The organism is Geodermatophilus tzadiensis (assembly GCF_003002915.1).
GTDB lineage: Bacteria > Actinomycetota > Actinomycetes > Mycobacteriales > Geodermatophilaceae > Geodermatophilus > Geodermatophilus tzadiensis.
Window position 1 is genome coordinate 147,778 of record NZ_PVTG01000010.1, and the last position, 18,125, is coordinate 165,902.

Consider the following 18,125-nt stretch of genomic DNA (forward strand, 5'->3'; position numbering starts at 1 on the left):
GTACGACCATGGTGGCACGGCCCCGGCGGTGTCGCCGACGACGCCTACCCTCGACCGCGTGTCCTCGCCGGCCCCCGTGCAGCCCTACGCGCGTCCCGCGGCGCGCCGCGCTCCCGCCCGCCGCCCGGCCGCCGCGCCGTTCGACCCCGACGAGACGCCCCTGGCCCGCACCCGCCGCGCCCGCCGGATGGCGCGCGAGCTGGCGGTCCTGCACCCCGACGCGCACTGCGAGCTGGACTTCACCAACGCCTTCGAGCTGCTGGTGGCCACCGTGCTGTCGGCACAGACCACCGACAAGACGGTGAACAAGGTCACCCCGGCGCTGTTCGCGCGCTACCCCGACCCGGTGGCGCTGGCCGGGGCCGACCGCGCCGAGGTGGAGGCCATCCTCAAGCCCACCGGCTTCTTCCGCGCCAAGGCGAACTCGGTGCTGGGCCTGGCGCAGGCGCTGGTCGAGCGGTTCGACGGCGAGGTGCCCGGCCGGATGGCCGACCTGGTCACCCTGCCCGGCGTCGGCCGCAAGACCGCCAACGTCGTCCTCGGCAACGCCTTCGGCGTCCCGGGGCTGACCGTCGACACCCACTTCGGCCGGCTGGTCCGCCGCTTCGGCTGGACCGCCGAGGAGGACCCGGTCAAGGTCGAGGCCGAGATCGCCGAGCTCGTCCCCAAGCGCGACTGGACGATGTTCAGCCACCGCGTGATCTTCCACGGCCGCCGGGTGTGCCACGCCAAGAAGGCCGCCTGCGGGGCGTGCGGGCTGGCCCGCTGGTGCCCGTCGTACGGCATCGGCCCCACCGACCCCGAGGCGGCGCTGAAGCTGGTGAAGACGCCCGCGGCGTCGGACACCGAGTGAGCACCGGACGGCGGACGGCGGTGCTGCTGGGGCTGGGCCTGCTCCTCCCGGCCTGCACCGCGTCGGGAGCGGACGAGCCGGCGCCCGCGGCGCCGACGACGTGGAGCGCCCCGCTGCGCGCGTGCCCCGAGCAGCCCGACCGGCCCGCGGCCGGCGCCGCGACGCTGCCCCCGGTGACGCTGGAGTGCCCCGGCGGCGGCAGCCTCGACCTGGGCCGCGCCCCGGGCACGCCGACGGTGGTCAACCTCTGGGCGAGCTGGTGCGGCCCGTGCCGGGAGGAGCTCCCGCTGGTGCAGGACCTCGCCGACCTGGCCGGCGACCGGCTGTCGGTCGTCGGCGTGATCAGCAAGGACGGCGTGCCGCAGGCCGACGCCTTCGCCGCCGACGCCGGGGCCACCTTCCCCAGCGCCTACGACCGCGACGGCGCCCTGATGGACGAGCTCGGCATCCGCGCGCTGCCGTTCACCTACCTCCTCGACGCCGACGGCGCGCTGGTCCACACGCAGGTCGGGCCGGTCGCGTCGGTGGACCAGCTGCGCGCGCTCGTCGCCGAGCACCTGGGGGTGCAGCTGTGACCGGCCTGCTGCCGGGGGCCGACCTCACCGGCCTGCCGGGACCCGTGCTCCGGCTGCTCGCCGCCGGTCCCGACCTCCCGCTGCGCCACCGGATGCCGCGCCCCTCGGCCACCGCGCGGCGCTCGGCGGTGCTGATCCTCCTCGGCGAGGGGCCGCACGGCACCGACGTCCTGCTCATCGAGAAGTCGGCGCGGCTGCGCACCCACGCCGGGCAGCCGGCCTTCCCCGGCGGCGGCGCCGACCCGGGGGAGGACTACCCGGTGGGGACGGCGCTGCGCGAGGCGCAGGAGGAGGCCGGCGTCGACCCGGACGGCGTCCGCGTGCTGGCCACGCTCCCGGAGCTGTTCCTCGGCCCGTCGGACAACCTCGTCGTCCCGGTGGTCGCCTGGTGGGACGACCCGAGCGACGTCGTCGTCGGCGACCCGCGCGAGGTGGCGCGGGTGGCCCGCGTGCCGCTGGCCGAGCTCGCCGACCCCGCCAACCGGTTCCGGGTGCGCCACCCGTCGGGCTACGTCGGCCCGGCGTTCGGTGTAGCCGGGATGGTCGTCTGGGGGTTCACCGGTGGGCTGCTCGAGGCCCTGCTCGAGGCCGCCGGGCTGGCGCGGCCGTGGGACGTCCGCGACGTGCGGCCGCTGGAGGAGTCCGGCACCCGGCCCGCCGCGGCACCCGGCTCGCTCGGCGAGGGAGGCGTCGAGGACGCCGCCGCGCCGACGGTGGCGAGCCCCGCACCGGACGGCGGTCCGGCGCGTACGGTTCCCCGGCGATGAGCGCGACGAGGGGACCGGCCGTCCGCGGCCGGGCGCTGCTGGGCGGCCTGCTCCTGGCGGCCGGCCTGCTGGCCGGCTGCGGGTCCGGCGACGGCGGGTCCGCCGCCGCACCGGCCACGACCGACCCGTCGCTGGGCACCGTGACCGTCGCCGAGGACGGCGTCCAGGAGGTCACCATCCAGACGCCGGAGGAGTACGTCTGGCTCCCGGCCACCTTCACCGTCGCGCCCGGCCGGGTCCGGCTGACCGTCGAGAGCACCGCCACCGAGGCCACGCACAACTTCCGCTTCACGCCCGGGGCCGGCGCCGAGGAGATCCCCGAGGAGATCCCGCTGCTCGCCGCGGGGGAGACCCGGACCATCGAGTTCGAGGTCACGGTGCCCGGTGAGCACCCCTACGAGTGCAGCTTCCACGTGCAGCTCGGGCAGACCGGCGTCATGACGGTGTCGGGCTGAGCCGTGTCGCTGGTCGACCTCGTCCTCGTCGCGCTCGCGCTGGTCTTCGCCTTCTCCGGCTTCCGCCAGGGCCTGCTGGTCTCGGCCACCTCCTTCCTGGGTTTCCTGGGCGGCGCGGTGCTCGGCGCGCAGCTGTCCGGCCCGGTCGCCGACCGCCTCGACGGCTCCCCGGTCACCCGGACGTTCGCCGCGCTGGTCGTGGTCCTGGCCGGTGCGCTGCTCGGGCAGCTGGTGGCCGGCGCCGTCGGCCGGGCGGTGCGCCGCCGGGTGACCTGGGAGCCCGCCGAGGTGCTCGACGCCGTGGCCGGCGCGGTCGTGTCCGCGGTCGCCGTGCTGCTCGTCGCGTGGATGGTGGCCACCCCGCTGGCCACCGCGCCGTTCCCGGAGGTGGCCGGCCAGGTGCGCCAGTCGGCGCTGGTGCAGGTGGTCGACCGGGTGGTGCCCGACAGCGTCCGCGCGGTGTACGACTCGCTGCGGGAGGCCATCGACCGGCGGGGGCTGCCCGACGTCCTCGACCCGCTCACCCCCACCGAGGTCCGCGAGGTCGAGGTCCCCGACGCGGCGCTGGCGGCCAGCCCGGTGGTCGGCCGGGTCGAGGGCTCGGTCGTGAAGATCAGCGGGGTCGCGCCCTCCTGCTCGCGGCAGATCGACGGGTCGGGCTTCGTCTACGCCCCGGAGCGGGTGATGACCAACGCGCACGTGCTGGCCGGGGTCCCGGACCCCGTGGTGCTGGCCGAGGGCGGGGAGTACGAGGCGACGCCGGTCTACGTCGACCAGGAGATCGACATCGCGGTGCTCGCCGTCCCCGGCCTGCCGCAGCTGCCGCTGACGTTCGCGGCCGGACCCGCGGCCACCGGCGACGACGCGATCATCATGGGCTACCCCGGCGGCGGGGACTTCTTCGTCGGCCCGGCCCGCGTCCGCGACCGCGGCGACATCAGCGGCCCCGACTTCCGCAACACCCGGACCGTCCAGCGCGAGGTCTACGCCCTCTTCGGCGAGGTGCGGGCCGGCAACTCCGGCGGGCCGCTGTTCGACCCCACCGGCCAGGTGCTCGGCGTCGTCTTCGCCTCGGCGATCGACGACCCGTCGACCGGCTACGCGCTGACCGCCGAGCAGGTGGCCCCCGCCGCCCGCCAGGGCCTGGCCGGCAGCGCCCCCGCGGACACCGGCCCGTGCGAGTGACGGGGGGTCAGCCGGCCGCCCACGTCAGGATCGCGTCGCTGACGTCGGCGGTGGCCTCCTCGGGTGGGAAGTGCCCGATGCCGGGCAGCTCGCGCCAATCGTAGGCGCCGGCGACGTAGCGGCCCGACCCGCGGGCGGTGTGCGGCAGCACCAGCGGGTCGGCGGTGCCGTGCAGCTGCAGGGTCGGCGCGGTGACCGGCGAGGCCATCCGGCGGGCGTAGCGCAGCCCGTCGGGGCGCAGCTGCGAGCGACCGGCCCAGCGGAAGTACTCCATCGACCCGTAGGCGGCCTGCGGGATCCGCGCCGCCGACCGGTAGCGCTCGACCGCCTCGGCGAAGTCGGCGGTCTGCGTCCACGCGGGCCCCGCCCACCGGCGCAGGTACTCCGCGACCGGGTCGTCGTCGGCCCGGGTCAGCCGGTGCTCGGGCCAGCGCGGCACCTGGAAGCCCAGCACGTGCCGCAGCGCGCGCCGCTGGGCCCGGTCGGCGAGCCCGGCGCGCAGCAGCCGGGGGTGGGCCATCGACACCACGACGAGCCGCCGGACGCTGCGCGGGTGCAGCGCGGCCATCGTCCAGGCCACCAGCGCACCCCAGTCGTGCCCGACGACGACGGCGTCGCGCTCGCCGAGGGCCCGGACCAGCGCCGCGGCGTCGCTCGCCGCCGTCGGCAGGTCGTAGCCGCGCGGCGGCTTGTCACTGGCGCCGTAACCGCGCAGGTCCGGGGCGACGGCCCGGAAGCCGGCGTCGGCGAGGGCGGGCAGCTGGGCGCGCCAGGTCCACCAATACTGCGGGAAGCCGTGCAGCAGCAGCACCAGCGGGCCCTCGCCGGCCTCGGCCAGGTGCAGCCGGACCCCGTTGGCCGAGGCGTCGCGGTGCACCCACGACCCCGGCAGCAGGACACTGGTGGCGTCGGGCCGCTCGTCGGTGGGGACCGCGACCGGCGCCGCGCGCCCGCCGCGCCGCCCGGGAGCGGGGCTCAGACCAGGTAGGTGTCGGGGCCGCGGCGCTCCACGCGGCCGTTGCTCACCGTCGGCAGGGCGCGGCGGCGCTGACCGGGCTCCTCGCGGTGCATGACCTCGGGCAGCTCGCGCAGCGACTCGAGGGTGCGCTCCGGCTTGTCGATCCGCTTGAGCATCCGCAGGCCGACGAGGCCCGCCAGGCCGGCGACGACGAGCAGGAGGACGGCGACGATGAGGTAGGACACCCAGCGCGGCAGGCCGAGCGCGGTGAGCGCCTCGGCCAGGCTGACGAACAGGTAGATGCCGGCGAACGCGAGCAGCACGCCGGCGACGGCGAACAGCCCGACGCTGACGCCGGCCTTCTTCGCCGAGCGGCCGACCTCGGCCTTGGCCAGCTCGATCTCGCTGCGGACCAGCGTGGACACGTCGGCCATGGCGCTCTGCACCAGCGCGCCCACCGAGGGGTCGGTGTGGGCGGAGGCGGCGGACGCGGCATGCCGCCCGTTGGCCGGGGTGGACGAGGACACGCTGTGGGCCACGGGGGCTCCTCCCTGCTCAGGCGACCGCGGAAGCGGCCTGTCGCAGGTGATCGTCCCGCATCACGGGCAGGACCGCGCCCCGACCTCCCCGATCGTGCACGGGGAGGTCGGGGCTGGAACGGCCTCGCTGCAGGGGCCCGCCCCGGGCGGAGCGAGGCGTGGGGGCAGCGAGGTCCTTCCTCAGTCGTCGGACGAGGAGCTGGCGGGCAGCTTGTCCTTGATCAGGTTCATCACCGAGGAGTCGGTGAGGGTGGTGACGTCGCCCAGCTCCCGGTTCTCGGCGATGTCGCGCAGCAGCCGGCGCATGATCTTGCCCGAGCGGGTCTTGGGCAGTTCCTGCACCACCATGATCTGGCGCGGCTTGGCGATCGGGCCGATGTCCCGGGCCACGTGGGAGCGCAGCTGCTGGACCAGCTCGTCGCCCGAGTCCTGGGCGTTCCCGCGGAGGATGACGAACGCGACGATGCCCTGGCCGGTGGTCGGGTCGCTGGCGCCGACCACCGCGGCCTCGGCGACGGTGGGGTGGGCCACCAGCGAGGACTCGACCTCGGTGGTGGAGATGCGGTGCCCGGAGACGTTCATGACGTCGTCCACCCGGCCGAGCAGCCAGATGTCGCCGTCGGCGTCCTTCTTCGCGCCGTCGCCGGCGAAGTAGACCTGGTTGCCGAACCGCGACCAGTAGGTGTCGACGTAGCGGTCGTCGTCGCCCCAGATGGTGCGCAGCATCGACGGCCACGGCTCGGTGAGCACCAGCAGGCCGGTGGCGTCGTCGCCGAGCTCGTTGCCCTCGTCGTCGACGACCTTGACGGAGATCCCGGGGAAGGGCGCCTGCGCCGAGCCGGGCTTGAGGTTCGTGACGCCGGGCAGCGGGTTGATCATGTGCGCGCCGGTCTCGGTCTGCCACCAGGTGTCCACGATCGGGCAGCGGCCGCCGCCGATGTTCTGGTGGTACCAGAGCCAGGCCTCGGGGTTGATCGGCTCGCCGACCGAGCCGAGCAACCGCAGGCTGGTCAGGTCGAAGCCGGCCGGGATGTCCTCGCCCCACTTCATGAAGGTGCGGATCACCGTGGGGGCGGTGTACATGATCGTCACCCGGTACTTCTCGATGATCTCGAACCAGCGCCCGCGGTGTGGCGTCTCCGGCGTCCCCTCGTACATGATCGACGTCGCCCGGTTGGCCAGCGGCCCGTAGACGATGTAGCTGTGGCCGGTGACCCAGCCGATGTCGGCCGAGGTCCAGAACACGTCGGTGTCGGGCTTGAGGTCGAACGACGCCCAGTGCGAGTACGCGACCTGGGTGAGGTAGCCGCCGGAGGTGTGCAGGATGCCCTTCGGCTTCGCCGTCGTCCCCGACGTGTACATGATGTAGAGCGGGTGCTCGGCGTCGAAGGCCTCGGGCGTGTGCTCGGTCGACTGCCGGTCGACGACGTCGTGCCACCACAGGTCGCGGCCCTCGGTCCACTCCACGTCCTGCTCGGTGCGGCGGACGACGAGCACGTTGCGGACGCTCTCGGTGCGCGACACCGCGTCGTCGACGGCGGGCTTGAGCGCGCTGGGCGCGCCGCGGCGGTAACCGCCGTCGGCGGTGACGACGACGACGGCGCCGGAGTCGGTGATCCGGCTGGCCAGCGCGTCGGCCGAGAAGCCGCCGAAGACGACCATGTGGACGGCGCCGATGCGGGCGCAGGCCAGCATCGCCACGACCGCCTCGGGGATCATCGGGAGGTAGATCGCCACCCGGTCGCCGGCCCGGACACCGAGCTCGAGCAGCGCGTTGGCGGCCTGGCACACCTCGTCCTTGAGCTGGGCGTAGGTGATCGTGCGGGTGTCGCCGGGCTCGCCCTCCCAGTGGTAGGCGACCTGCTCACCGTGGCCGTCCTCGACGTGCCGGTCGACGCAGTTGTAGGCGATGTTGAGCTTGCCGCCGACGAACCACTTGGCGAAGGGCGGGTTGCTCCAGTCGAGCACCTGGTCCCACTCCTGCGCCCAGCTCAGCCGGCGGGCGGCGCTCTCCCAGAACGCCAGGCGGTCGCGCTCGGCCTCCGCGTAGACGTCGGGGCCGACGTTCGCCTGGGCGGCCAGCTCCTCCGGCGCCGGGAAGCGACGGCCCTCCTGCACGGTCGACTCGCTCACGGTGCGGCTCCCTCCATGTCGTGCGCGGGGTCGCCCCGTCGCGACCCGGCGTGTCCCAGCACACACCGTAGGGCCCGGCCGGGAACCGCGTGAGCCCCCGCCGACGTCGGCGCAGCGGGACGGCGAGACTGGGCGGGTGGACGGCGGCCCGCAGGCGCAGGTGACGGCCCGGGTGCCCGGTGCCGCGGGTCTCGGCCTGCTCGCCCCGCCGTCGGCCCGGCCGCTGCCCGCCGCGCTGCTCGCCGACCCGGCGTGGACCGCGCAGCGGGTGTCGGCGCTGGGCCGCCGGTACCGCAGCACCGACCGCCGGGTGCTGGCCACCGTCTGGTGGTACTCGGCGTCGGCGGTGCTGCTCGCGCCGGTGGTCGCGGGCCTGGCCACCGGGCGGCCGCTGTCGGCGCGGCTGGCCGACACGACGCTGTACGAGCTGGCCGGCGGCACGCTCGTCGCCGCGGTCTCCGCCGCGCCGGCCGGGCCGGACCCGGCGGGCGAGCTGCGGACGGCGCTCGGCGCGGCGGTCGCCGCGGTGGCCGAGGCCGGCGGGGTGCGCCCCCGGCCGCTGTGGGCGGTGGCCACCGACTCGCTGGCCGGCCGGCTGCTCGCCGTCGGCCGGGCGGTGGGCGCCGTCGGGCCGGTCACCGCGCTGGCCGCCCCGGTGGCCGCGGCCGTGGGACCCCCGCTGCCGGCGCCCCGGTTCACCGACGTCGGCGGCGTCCGGTTCGTGCGGCGGGCCTCCTGCTGCCTGCTGTACCGGCTGCCGGCCGAGCCGATGTGCACCGCCTGCCCGGGCCGGTCGCCGGAGCACCGGCGGGTGCTGCTGGAGGACGCCGCCGGCCTGTGGTGAGACGGAGGCGGGGAGGTCCTCCCTCAGGGCAGGAACAGCATCGAGTCGCCGTACTCGTGCCAGAGCCAGCCACCCGCGGTGGCCACCCGGTAGGCCGCGGCCACCAGGTCCGGCCCGGCCACGGCCTGCAGGAGCAGCAGGTGGCTGGCCTCGGGGGCGTGCAGGCCGGTGACCAGCCCGGTCACCGCGCGCGCCGGGCGGTCGGGGCCGAGGACGAGGTCGGTCCACCCCTCGCCTGGGCGGGTGACGCCGTCCTCGCCGGTGACCGTCTCCAGCGCCCGGGTCGCCGTCGTGCCCACCGCGACCACCCGCCGTCCCGCCGCCCGGGTGGCGTTCACGAGTCGCGCGGTGACCTCCGGGACGCGGTAGCGCTCGGGCGCCGGGGGCTCGTGCAGCTCCGGGCTGGAGACGCCGGCGTGCAGCACCAGCGGCACCACCGGGACGCCGCGGGCCAGGAGCCGCACCAGCAGCCGGTCGGTGAACGGCCGCCCGGCGCTGGCGTTCTCCGCGCTCCCGGGCTCGGTGGCGTACACGTTCTGCGCCTCCGCCAGGCGCACCGGCGCCCGCAGGTAGCCGTAGCGCACCGGCTGCCCGTGCTCGGCGAGGTAAGGGACCAGCGCGACGGCGGGCTCGACCCGGGCCCGCCACAGCCGGGACGGCCGTGCCGGGTCGGGGAAGCCGGTGCGCAGCCGCAGCCGGACGCCGCCGGGCAGGTCGAGCTCGGTGCCCGGCTCCAAGCCGGTCTCGGGCCCGTCGTTGCCGGGACGGCGCACCTCGACCACCCAGCTGCCGTCGTCGAGCGCCGTCGACACGTGCAGCGGGACGACCCGCCCGTCGGCGCGGCGGGCGTCGAGCCGGGCGGCCAGCGTGGCGGAGGTGTTGACCACCAGCAGGTCGCCGGGCTCGAGCAGGTCGGGGAGGTCGGCGAAGCGGGCGGCGGTGGTGCTGCCCGGCCGGACGGCCATCAGCCGGACGCCGTCGCGGGACAGCCCGCGGTGCTCCGGCGGCTCGGTGGCCTCGCTGCCGGGCGGGAGGGCGAACGCGGTCACCGGCGGGCCTCCACCAGGAGCAGGTCCGCCGCGCGCAGCCGGCCGCCGGGCGGCGGGTCGTCGAGCAGCCGCAGGAACGCCGGGACGACGTCCTCCGGGTCGGGCAGGTCCTCGTCGTCGGGGGCGGCGGCGCGGTGCATGTCGGTGGCCATGTCGCCGGGGTCGACGGCGTACACCCGCAGCCCCGGGTGCTCGACGGCGAGGACGGCGGTCAGCCGGTCGAGCGCCGCCTTGCTCGCGCCGTAGCCGCCCCACCCCGGGTAGGCCTCGACCGCGGCGTCGCTGCTGACCGACACGACCGTGCCGCCGGCCCGCTCGAGCGCGGGCAGCACCGCCTGCACCAGGGCCAGGGGCGCGACGGTGTTCACCGCGAGCACCCGCTCGAGGTCGGCGGGCGGGAGGTCGGCCAGCCGGGGGAGCGGGGTGGGGCCGAGGTCGCTGGCGTTGTTCACCAGCAGGTCGAGCCGGTCGCCGACGGCGGCGGCCAGCGCGGCGCGGTGCGCGGGGTCGGCGACGTCGCCGGGGACCGCGGTCACCCGGTCGGGTGCGGGCAGCCCGGCGACGGTGCCGGCGAGCCGGCCGGCGTCGCGGGCGTCGACGACCAGGCGCCAGCCGCGGGCGGCCAGGGCGGCGGCGAGGGCGGCACCGAGGCCACGGGAGGCGCCGGTGACGAGTGCGGTGGGAGGTGTCATGGGGCTACCGTCGGACCTCAAGTGGACTTGAGGTCAAGGGGGGTGCCGTGGACGGGCTGACGATCGGCGAGGTGGCCGCCCGGGCGGGGCTGGCGCCGTCGGCGCTGCGCTACTACGAGGCGCAGGGCCTGGTCACCGCCACCCGGACGGCCGGGGGCGCGCGGCGCTTCCCGCGCTCGGTGCTGCGGCGGCTGGCGTTCGTGCGGGCGGCGCAGAACGTCGGGCTGTCGCTGCCGGAGATCCGCGCCGCCCTCGGCACGCTGCCCGAGGGGCGGACGCCGTCGGCGCGCGACTGGGCCCGGCTGTCGCGCGGCTGGCGCGACCGGCTCGACGCGCAGATCGCCGCGCTGGAGCAGCTGCGCGACGGGCTGTCCTCCTGCATCGGGTGCGGGTGCCTGTCGCTGACCGCCTGCGCGCTGTCCAACCCCGGCGACGCCGCCGCGGGGGAGGGGGCCGGCGCGCGCCGGCTCTCACCGCTGCTGCGCCGCACGCCGCCGGGGAGCAACGCCGGCGTCGCGCCTCGCGCGCCCCGGCCCGTCGGGGCAGGATCCGGGACGGAGCCGTCCACCCCGCCCGCCGGATGAGGAGAGCCGCGTGACGCTCATGCCCGCCGCCTTCATCGGTCACGGCAACCCGATGAACGCCCTCGAGCGCAACCGCTACACCGACGCCTGGCGCGCCCTCGGCCGCGCGGTGCCCCGGCCCCGGGCCATCCTGGTCGTCTCGGCCCACTGGTACGTGCACGCGACCGCCGTGACGGCCATGGCGAGGCCCCGCACGATCCACGACTTCTTCGGGTTCCCGCCCGAGCTCTTCGGCGTCAGCTACGACGCGCCCGGGCTGCCGGAGCTGCACGAGCAGGTGGCCGACGTCGTCTCCCCGACCTGGGTGGGCGCCGACCTCGACAGCTGGGGCATCGACCACGGCACCTGGTCGGTGCTGCTGCACGCCTTCCCCGAGGCCGACATCCCGGTCGTGCAGCTGTCGATCAACGCGCTCAAGGGCGCGGACTACCACCTGCAGATGGGCGCGGCGCTGGCCCCGCTGCGCGAGGACGGCGTCCTGGTGGTCGGCAGCGGCAACGTGGTGCACAACCTCGGCGGGGTCAGCCGGGCCATGCCCGACGCCGGCTTCGACTGGGCGCAGCGCTTCGACGAGCGGGTCAAGGAGCTCATGCTCACCGACCCCGCCGCCGTGGCCCGCCTCGACGGGCACCGCGACTTCGACCTCGCCGTCCCCACGCCCGACCACTTCCTGCCGCTGCTCTACGTGGCCGGCATGGCCGGCGCGACCGGGACGACGGCCGAGGTGCTCGTCGACGGCTACGCCTACGGGTCGCTGTCGATGACCTCCTACACCGTGGGCATGCCCGCGCCGAGGGCCGAGGGCAGCGGCTTAGCCGCCCCGCTGCCCGAGGCACCACCCCCGGACGGCGCCAACATCTGAGCGCTGCTGCCTCAGCGGGACCGCGCGGGCTCCGCGGAGAGCCGCACGACCTCGCCGACCACCCAGACGGCCGGCGGGCGGACGCCCTCGTCGGCGAGCGCCTTCGCCAGCCCGGCCAGCGTGGTGCGGACGACCCGCTGGGTGGCGGTCGAGCCGTCGGCCACGACGGCGACCGGGGTGTCCGGCGCGCGGCCGTGCTCGACGAGCGCCGCGGCGATCGCGCCGGCGGTGTCGACGCCCATGAGCACGACGACGGTGCCGCGCAGCCGGCCCAGTGCCGGCCAGTCGACCAGCGACGCGGGGTGGCCGGGGGGTACGTGCCCGGAGACGACGACGAACTCGTGGGTCAGCCCGCGGTGGGTGACCGGGATGCCGGCCAGGCCGGGGACGCCGATCGCGCTGGTCACCCCGGGGACGACCTCGACCGGCACGCCCGCGGCCACGCACGCCTCGAGCTCCTCCATGCCCCGGCCGAAGACGAACGGGTCGCCGCCCTTCAGGCGCACCACCCGCCGGCCGGCCAGCGCGTGCTCGACGAGCAGCGCGTTGATCTGCTCCTGCGCCATCGACCGGCCGCGCGGCAGCTTCGAGGCGTCGATGACCTCGACCTCCGGCGGGAGCGAGGCGAGCAGCGACTGCGGCGCCAGGTGGTCGGCGAGCACGACGTCGGCCTGCGCGACCGCCTGCTGCCCGCGCACGGTGATCAGTCCCGGGTCGCCGGGCCCGCCGCCGACGAGCACGACGCTGCCGGCCCGGCCGCCCTCCGGCTCGCGGGCCGCGCGGTCGCGGATGCTGCCGTCGGTCAGCCCGGCGACCACCGCGTCGCGGACACCGACCGCCCGCTGCGGATCGCCGCCGCCGTGCACGCCGACGACGAGGTCGCCCTGCCGGCCGACCGCCGGCGTCCACACGCTGGAGGCCGACCGGTCGTCGGCGCGGGCGCAGAACACCCGCAGCCGCTCGGCCTCCCCGGCCACGGCCGCGTTGACGGCGGGGTCGTCGGTGGCGGCCACGGCGTACCAGGCGCCGTCGAGGTCGCCGTCCCGGTAGCGGCGGCGGACCCAGGTCAGCGAGCCCGGCGCCACCAGCGCCTCCAGGGCGGGGGTCACCTCGGGGCTGACCACGGTGACGCGGGCGCGGGCCTCGAGCAGGCCGGCCACCCGCCGGTGGGCGACCTGCCCGCCGCCGACCACGACGACGCGGCGGTCGAGCAGCCGCAGGCCGACGGGGTAGACGACGCCGCTCACGGGATCGACGGGCGTGGCGTTCAGCGGTGCTCCTCCGGGACGGGGGCCGGCTGCGACGTCGTCGTCGGCATCGGGGCCAGGATCTCCTCGGCCTCCAGGATCGCAGCGAGGTCCGCGGCGAACGCACGCGAGGTGCCCGGGTCGCGGACGGCGACCCGCAGGTGGTCGGCGTCCAGCCCCGGGAAGGTGTCGCCGCGGCGCACCGCCCAGCCCCGTTGCCGCAGCGCCGCCCGCACCCGCGCGCCGCCGGGGACGCGCAGCAGCACGAAGGACGAGCGCGGCTCCCCGACGACCAGGCCGTCCGGCAGCGCGGCCAGCAGCGCGGCGCGGTGCGCGGCGAGCTCCCGCGCCGCCGCGTCGGCCTCCGCGCGGGCGGCGGGCGCCGTGCACGCGACGGCGGCGGCCAGCGCCGGCGTGGACAGCGGCCAGTGCGGCTGGGCGGCGGCCAGCGCGGCGACGAGCTCCGGCGGGCCCAGCGCGTAACCCACCCGCAGGCCGGCCAGCCCCCAGGTCTTGGTCAGGCTGCGGACCACGAGCAGGCCCGGCAGGTCGCGGCGGGCGGCCACCGAGTGCGGCTCGCCGGGCACGGTGTCGGCGAACGCCTCGTCGACCAGCAGCACGCGGCCCGGGCGGGCCAGCGCGGCGACCTCGCCGGCCGGGTGCAGCACCGAGGTCGGGTTGGTCGGGTTGCCGAGCACCACCAGGTCGGCGTCCTCGGGCACCTCGCGCAGCCGGTAGGCGGGTGCCTCGAGCAGCAGCCGCTCCACCGGGTGCCCCGCCGCGCGCAGCGCCGCCTCCGGCTCGGTGAACGACGGGTGCACCACCACCGCCCGCCGGGGCGTGAACGCCCGTGCGACCAGCACGAACGCCTCGGCGGCACCGGCGGTGAGCAGCACCTCGGCGGGGTCGCGGCCGTGCGTGGCGGCCACGGCGGCCCGGGCCGGTCCGGCGTCGGGGTAGGCGGCGACGTCGTCGAGGGCCGCGCGCAGCACCGCCCGCAGCCAGGGCGGGGGCGTGCCGGCGCGGACGTTGACCGCGAGGTCGACCAGGCCGGGGGCCAGCTCCCGGTCGCCGTGGTGGTCGAGGTCGGCCCAGGTCACGCGGCCACCGCCACGGTCACCCGCCCGTGCACGGTCCTGCCGACCACCAGCCGGGCGCCGCCGAGCAGGGCGGCCGCCTCGGCCACCGACGGCGTGCCCACCGCCGCGGCCACCCGCGCCGACGGCGCGGGCACGGGGACGGCGGCGAGCGCGGCGGCCGGGTGGCCGGTGAGCGGCCAGCCGCGGGCGGCCGCCGCGGCGCGGACGCCGGGCTCGGCGGCGCGGGTGTCGAGGGTGGCCAGCCCGGTGACGCGGGCGCCGTCGGGCAGCACGGCGTCGACCGCGGCGAGCACCTCCGCGGCGGTCACCCCGGCGACGGCGCCCACGCCGACGGTCACGTCCACGTGCCGACGCCGGGCCGGTCGGGCAGCGCGGCGAGCAGCGCGGCGGCGTCACGGGGGAGCGGGCCGTCGGGCAGCAGCCCCAGCGCCCGCAGCCGCGCGCCGACGGACAGCGCCCAGGGCCGGTCGAGGCGGGCGCGGGCGAGCAGGTCGTCGTCGGCCAGCAGGCGCTCGGGCGGGCCCTGCACCACCCGGCGGTCGACGACGACGGCGACCTCGTCGGCCCAGCGCAGCGCCAGGTCGACGTCGTGGGTGCTCATCACCACCGTGGAGCCCGACGCCTGCAGCCGCTCCAGCGCGGCCAGCGCCTCGGCGACGGCGGAGGGGTCCAGGCCCGCGGTGGGCTCGTCGAGCAGCAGCACGCAGGGGCGCATCGCGACCGCGCCGGCGATCGCGACCCGCTTGCGCTCGCCGTAGGACAGCTGGTGGGTGGGCCGGGCGGCCAGCGCCTCGACGGCGAGCAGCCGCAGCGCCTCGGTCACCCGCTCGCGGACGGCGTCGTCGGGCAGGCCCAGGTTGAGCGGGCCGAAGGAGACGTCCTGCGCCACCGAGGCGCTGAACAGCTGGTCGTCGGGGTCCTGCAGGACCAGCTGCACCTCCTGCCGGTGCGCGCGCAGCCCGCCGCGGGTGTGGCGCAGCAGCGCGCCGTCGACGGCGACCGCGCCGGCATCGGGCCGCAGCGCCCCGGACAGGCAGCGCAGCAGCGTCGTCTTGCCCGAGCCGTTGGCGCCCAGCACCGCCAGCCTGCGTCCGGCCGGGACGGCGAGCGAGGCGCCGTCGAGCACCCGGCGGCCGCGCTCGTAGCCGACGACCAGCCCCTCGGCGGTCAGGCTGCGGTGGCTCACGCCAGCAGCCCGACGGCCAGCAGGGCGCCGAGCCCGGCGGCGGAGGCGGCCAGGAAGCGCGAGGACGACGGCAGCGCCTCCGGCAGGACCCGCAGGCCCGTCTCCATGCCGCGGCCGGCCAGCCCCTCCTGCATCCGGCGGGCGCGGTCGAAGGAGCGGGTGAGCACCGCGGCGGCCAGCGCGCCGGAGGACCGGTAGGAGCGGCGCACCGAGGAGTAGCCCATGCGGTTGGCCTGCGCCTCGCGGATGGTGCGCAGGCTGTCGAGCAGCACGAACAGCAGGCGGTAGGTCACCGACGCGACCTCGACCACGGCCGCCGGGACGCGCAACCGGCGCAGCGCCGGCAGCAGGTCCGACACCGGCGTGGTGGTGGCCAGCAGCAGCACCGCCGCACCGCCGGCCACCGAGTGCCCGACCAGGTCGCCGGCCCGCGCCGCCGCGTCGGGCGCCCAGCCGAGGCCGCCGCCGTCCACGGAGACGACGGCGGTCAGCGCGCCGGTGGCGACGAAGGCCAGCGGCCAGCGCACCGCCCGGCCGAAGGTGCGCGCCGGCACCCGCGCCGGCCCGAGCGCCAGGACGACGGCGGTCAGCGCGACCAGCACGCCGCCCGGCCAGGCGGGCAGCACCAGCGCGCAGACCACCAGGCCGCCGCAGAGCAGGAGCTTGTCCAGCGGCGCGCGCGTGCGCCAGGCGCTGGCCCAGGCGGCGTCGTCGACCGCCAGACCCGCGCTCACGGGCCGGCGTCCTCGGTGCGGCCGGCGTCCCGGGGCGCCGCGCGGCGGCCGCGCAGCCGGCCGAGCACGTAGCCGAGCACGCCGCCGCCGATCGCCGCCTGCAGCGCGAACAGCCCCGACTCCACCTCCGCCGACGACGGCGAGAACACCGACTCGAACCACGGCGTGTAGCCCGACTCCTCGATCGCCGCGGTGGCCTGGCCGTCGGTGCCGGCGTACCCGGCCTCCCCGCCGCCGAGGGCGAGCGGGAGGGTGACCAGCGCCAGGACCGCGAGCACCAGCAGCGCGGTGACCAGCCGCCGGCGGGTCACCCGCGCTCCTCGGCCGGCTCGGGTGCCAGCAGGCCGAGGCGCTCGAGCTCGGGCCGGGCGCTGGTGGTGAGCACCCGGAACAGCAGCACGCCGAGCAGCCCCTCGGCCAGCGCCAGCGGCACCTGGGTGAGGGCGAAGACGCCGAGGAACTTCACCACCGCGCCGGCGAACCCGCTGGACGCGTCGGGGAACGCCAGCGCGAGCTGCAGCGACGTCGTGACGTAGGTGGCGAGGTCGGCCAGCGCGAGGGCGACGAAGACGCCGGGCAGCAGCCCGGCACCGAGGGCCCGGGCCAGCCGGTAGGCGCCGTAGCCGGCCCACGGCCCCACGACGGCGAAGGCGAACGCGTTGGCGCCCAGGGTGGTCAGCCCGCCGTGGGCCAGCAGCAGCGCCTGGAACAGCAGGACCACGGTGCCGAGCAGCGCCATCACCGGTGGCCGGAACAGCACCGCGCCGGCGCCGGTGCCGGTCGGGTGGCTGGAGGAGCCGGTGACCGAGGGCAGCTTGATGGCGCTGAGCACGAAGGTGAACGCGCCGGCCGCGCCGAGCAGCAGCGTGGACTCGGGGTGCTCGCGCACCTCCCGCACCACCGCGCGGGCGCCGTGCACCACGAACGGGGCGGCGGCGACCGTCCAGCCGATCGCGTGCGGCGCGGGGAGGAACCCCTCAGCGATGTGCACGCCGCACCTCCTCGGGCACGGCCGCCGCGCAGGCGGCCACGAACCGCTCGGGCAGGGCCGGGGACCCGGCCCAGTTCAGGTGCAGGTAGGAGGCGTGCACCGAGCCGGTGGCGAAGCCCTCGGGGCCGGCCCCCGCCCACTGCCAGGCGGGGGTGGCCCCGGCGCCGGGCCGCGCGTGCGTGCGGTGGAACTCGTGGCCGCGCACCCGGGTGCCGGCCGGCGCCAGCACGCTGTCGGTGAGGGCGACCGCGGCCCGGTAGCCCAGCGTCAGCCGCGGCGACATCGCCGTCGCCACGTCCAGGACGCCGCACATCGGGTGCCCGTCCAGCTCCCGGGAGAGGTAGAGCAGTCCGGCGCACTCGGCGGCGACCGGGCCGCCGCGGGCGGCGAGCGCGGCGACGTCGGCGCGCAGCCCCGCGTTGGCCGACAGCGCCTCGGCGTGGACCTCCGGGAAGCCGCCGCCCACGACCAGCCCGGCGGTGCCCGCGGGGAGCGCCTCGTCGCGCAGCGGGTCGACGGTCACCACCTCGGCGCCGGCCGCGGCCAGCAGCTCGGCGTTCTCCGCGTAGCCGAAGGTGAACGCGGGCCCGCCGGCGACGGCGATCCGCGGCTGGCCCTCGACCGGGGTGACCTCGGCGGCCGGGTCCCAGGTCACGGCGTCCAGGGCGGGGGCCGTGCGGGCCAGCCGCAGCACGGCGTCGAGGTCGACGCCGGCGGCCACCACCTCGCCCAGCCGCGCGACGGTGGCCAGCGCCTCGGCCGACCGCTCGGCCGCCGGGACCAGGCCCAGGTGCCGCGACGGCGTCCCCAGCTCGGCGAGACGGCGGACGGCGCCCAGCACCGGCACCCCGGAGGCACCCAGCGCCTCGCGCAGGATCTCCTCGTGCCGGTCGCTGCCGACCCGGTTGAGCACCACGCCGCCCAGCCGGACCCGGGGGTCGAAGGTGGCGAAGCCGTGCACCAGCGCCGCGACGCTCTGCGCCTGCGCGCTCGCGTCGACGACCAGCACCACCGGCGCCCGCAGCAGCCGGGCCACGTGCGCGGTGGAGGCGAACCCGGGCTCGACGTCGGGTGAGGTGGCGCCGTCGAACAGGCCCATGACGCCCTCGACGACGGCGACGTCGGCCCCGCGCGCGCCGTGCAGGAACAGCGGGACCACCCGCTCCTCGCCCTGCAGCACCGGGTCGAGGTTGCGGCCCGGGCGCCCGGCGGCCAGCCCGGTGTAGCCGGGGTCGATGTAGTCGGGGCCGACCTTGTGCGGCGAGACGGCCAGCCCGCGGGCGGTGAGCGCGGCGACCAGGCCGGTGGCGACCGACGTCTTGCCCGCGTTGCTGGTCGGCGCGGCGACGACGACCCGCGGGACGCTCACCA

21 protein-coding genes are annotated in these 18,125 nt (G+C 77.4%); 8 read left to right on the forward strand and 13 right to left on the reverse strand.

The window, feature by feature from the left end; translation table 11 throughout:
- The first annotated feature begins 58 nt into the window (after positions 1-58).
- Genes nth through LY71_RS14145 form a run of 5 tightly spaced genes read left to right on the forward strand, consistent with a single transcriptional unit; the run spans position 59 to position 3,835 of the window.
- Positions 59-853, forward strand: coding sequence for an endonuclease III (gene nth, locus LY71_RS14125; RefSeq protein WP_245887891.1), 795 nt, complete (start codon positions 59-61; stop codon positions 851-853).
- Positions 850-1,428: a TlpA family protein disulfide reductase gene (locus LY71_RS14130; protein WP_106278567.1), complete on the forward strand. Its 579-nt coding sequence runs from the start codon at positions 850-852 to the stop codon at positions 1,426-1,428. The genes nth and LY71_RS14130 overlap by 4 nt, the downstream gene beginning before the upstream one ends.
- Positions 1,425-2,195 carry an NUDIX hydrolase gene (locus LY71_RS14135; protein WP_245887892.1) on the forward strand — a complete coding sequence of 257 codons (771 nt, stop codon included), beginning with the start codon at positions 1,425-1,427 and terminating at the stop codon, positions 2,193-2,195. Before LY71_RS14130 ends, LY71_RS14135 begins: the two co-directional genes overlap by 4 nt.
- Complete coding sequence (locus tag LY71_RS14140; protein ID WP_106278569.1) at positions 2,192-2,650, forward strand: plastocyanin/azurin family copper-binding protein; 459 nt, start codon at positions 2,192-2,194, stop codon at positions 2,648-2,650. The genes LY71_RS14135 and LY71_RS14140 overlap by 4 nt, the downstream gene beginning before the upstream one ends.
- 3 nt (positions 2,651-2,653) lie before the next feature.
- On the forward strand, positions 2,654-3,835 hold the full coding sequence (locus tag LY71_RS14145; RefSeq protein ID WP_106278571.1) for a MarP family serine protease: 1,182 nt from the start codon (positions 2,654-2,656) through the stop codon (positions 3,833-3,835).
- 7 nt (positions 3,836-3,842) lie between these two features.
- On the opposite strand, the gene LY71_RS14150 is transcribed toward LY71_RS14145, so the two are convergent.
- The 3 genes from LY71_RS14150 to acs all read right to left on the reverse strand — a co-directional run bounded on the left by LY71_RS14150 (position 3,843) and on the right by acs (position 7,465).
- Positions 3,843-4,712 carry an alpha/beta fold hydrolase gene (locus LY71_RS14150; RefSeq protein WP_245887893.1) on the reverse strand — a complete coding sequence of 290 codons (870 nt, stop codon included), beginning with the start codon at positions 4,710-4,712 and terminating at the stop codon, positions 3,843-3,845.
- Positions 4,713-4,810: 98 nt separating this feature from the next.
- Positions 4,811-5,332 carry a phage holin family protein gene (locus LY71_RS14155; RefSeq protein WP_106278575.1) on the reverse strand — a complete coding sequence of 174 codons (522 nt, stop codon included), beginning with the start codon at positions 5,330-5,332 and terminating at the stop codon, positions 4,811-4,813.
- Between the two features lie 180 nt (positions 5,333-5,512).
- A complete protein-coding gene (acs, locus tag LY71_RS14160) occupies positions 5,513-7,465 on the reverse strand; it encodes an acetate--CoA ligase (protein ID WP_106278577.1) in 1,953 nt (650 codons plus the stop codon).
- Positions 7,466-7,601: 136 nt separating this feature from the next.
- On the opposite strand from acs, the gene LY71_RS14165 reads away from it, so the two are divergent.
- On the forward strand, positions 7,602-8,309 hold the full coding sequence (locus LY71_RS14165; RefSeq protein ID WP_106278579.1) for a (2Fe-2S)-binding protein: 708 nt from the start codon (positions 7,602-7,604) through the stop codon (positions 8,307-8,309).
- Between the two features lie 23 nt (positions 8,310-8,332).
- On the opposite strand, the gene LY71_RS14170 is transcribed toward LY71_RS14165, so the two are convergent.
- Both LY71_RS14170 and LY71_RS14175 read right to left on the reverse strand, forming a co-directional pair.
- Positions 8,333-9,358 carry an S-adenosylmethionine:tRNA ribosyltransferase-isomerase gene (locus tag LY71_RS14170; RefSeq protein ID WP_106278582.1) on the reverse strand — a complete coding sequence of 342 codons (1,026 nt, stop codon included), beginning with the start codon at positions 9,356-9,358 and terminating at the stop codon, positions 8,333-8,335.
- On the reverse strand, positions 9,355-10,050 hold the full coding sequence (locus LY71_RS14175; RefSeq protein WP_106278585.1) for an SDR family NAD(P)-dependent oxidoreductase: 696 nt from the start codon (positions 10,048-10,050) through the stop codon (positions 9,355-9,357). Before LY71_RS14175 ends, LY71_RS14170 begins: the two co-directional genes overlap by 4 nt.
- Before the next feature lie 47 nt (positions 10,051-10,097).
- Here LY71_RS14175 and soxR point away from each other — a divergent pair, with 47 nt between their 5' ends.
- Both soxR and ygiD read left to right on the forward strand, forming a co-directional pair.
- Positions 10,098-10,634, forward strand: coding sequence for a redox-sensitive transcriptional activator SoxR (gene soxR, locus LY71_RS14180; protein ID WP_106278587.1), 537 nt, complete (start codon positions 10,098-10,100; stop codon positions 10,632-10,634).
- Positions 10,635-10,653: 19 nt separating this feature from the next.
- Entirely contained in the window at positions 10,654-11,496 is an 843-nt protein-coding gene (gene ygiD / locus LY71_RS14185; RefSeq protein ID WP_106278703.1) for a 4,5-DOPA-extradiol-dioxygenase, read from the forward strand.
- Positions 11,497-11,507: 11 nt separating this feature from the next.
- Here ygiD and cobA read toward each other — a convergent pair whose 3' ends face one another.
- From cobA to LY71_RS14225, 8 genes are read right to left on the reverse strand one after another with little or no spacing between them, the layout of a single operon-like run.
- On the reverse strand, positions 11,508-12,743 hold the full coding sequence (gene cobA, locus LY71_RS14190) for a uroporphyrinogen-III C-methyltransferase (protein ID WP_245887894.1): 1,236 nt from the start codon (positions 12,741-12,743) through the stop codon (positions 11,508-11,510).
- Positions 12,744-12,763: 20 nt separating this feature from the next.
- Positions 12,764-13,843, reverse strand: coding sequence for an Rv2231c family histidinol phosphate aminotransferase CobC (gene cobC, locus LY71_RS14195; protein WP_106278589.1), 1,080 nt, complete (start codon positions 13,841-13,843; stop codon positions 12,764-12,766).
- Positions 13,840-14,187, reverse strand: a complete 348-nt coding sequence (locus LY71_RS14200) for a cobalamin biosynthesis protein (RefSeq protein ID WP_245887895.1) — start codon at positions 14,185-14,187, stop codon at positions 13,840-13,842. The genes cobC and LY71_RS14200 overlap by 4 nt, the downstream gene beginning before the upstream one ends.
- Positions 14,178-15,029 (reverse strand): energy-coupling factor ABC transporter ATP-binding protein, encoded by an 852-nt coding sequence (locus LY71_RS14205; protein ID WP_106278591.1) that lies wholly within the window; start codon positions 15,027-15,029, stop codon positions 14,178-14,180. The genes LY71_RS14200 and LY71_RS14205 overlap by 10 nt, the downstream gene beginning before the upstream one ends.
- Complete coding sequence (cbiQ, locus tag LY71_RS14210) at positions 15,026-15,763, reverse strand: cobalt ECF transporter T component CbiQ (RefSeq protein ID WP_106278593.1); 738 nt, start codon at positions 15,761-15,763, stop codon at positions 15,026-15,028. Before cbiQ ends, LY71_RS14205 begins: the two co-directional genes overlap by 4 nt.
- On the reverse strand, positions 15,760-16,074 hold the full coding sequence (locus tag LY71_RS14215) for an energy-coupling factor ABC transporter substrate-binding protein (RefSeq protein WP_106278595.1): 315 nt from the start codon (positions 16,072-16,074) through the stop codon (positions 15,760-15,762). The genes cbiQ and LY71_RS14215 overlap by 4 nt, the downstream gene beginning before the upstream one ends.
- Positions 16,071-16,754 carry an energy-coupling factor ABC transporter permease gene (locus LY71_RS14220; RefSeq protein WP_106278597.1) on the reverse strand — a complete coding sequence of 228 codons (684 nt, stop codon included), beginning with the start codon at positions 16,752-16,754 and terminating at the stop codon, positions 16,071-16,073. The genes LY71_RS14215 and LY71_RS14220 overlap by 4 nt, the downstream gene beginning before the upstream one ends.
- On the reverse strand, positions 16,741-18,123 hold the full coding sequence (locus LY71_RS14225; protein ID WP_211297339.1) for a cobyrinic acid a,c-diamide synthase CobB: 1,383 nt from the start codon (positions 18,121-18,123) through the stop codon (positions 16,741-16,743). The genes LY71_RS14220 and LY71_RS14225 overlap by 14 nt, the downstream gene beginning before the upstream one ends.
- Positions 18,124-18,125 lie beyond the last annotated feature (2 nt).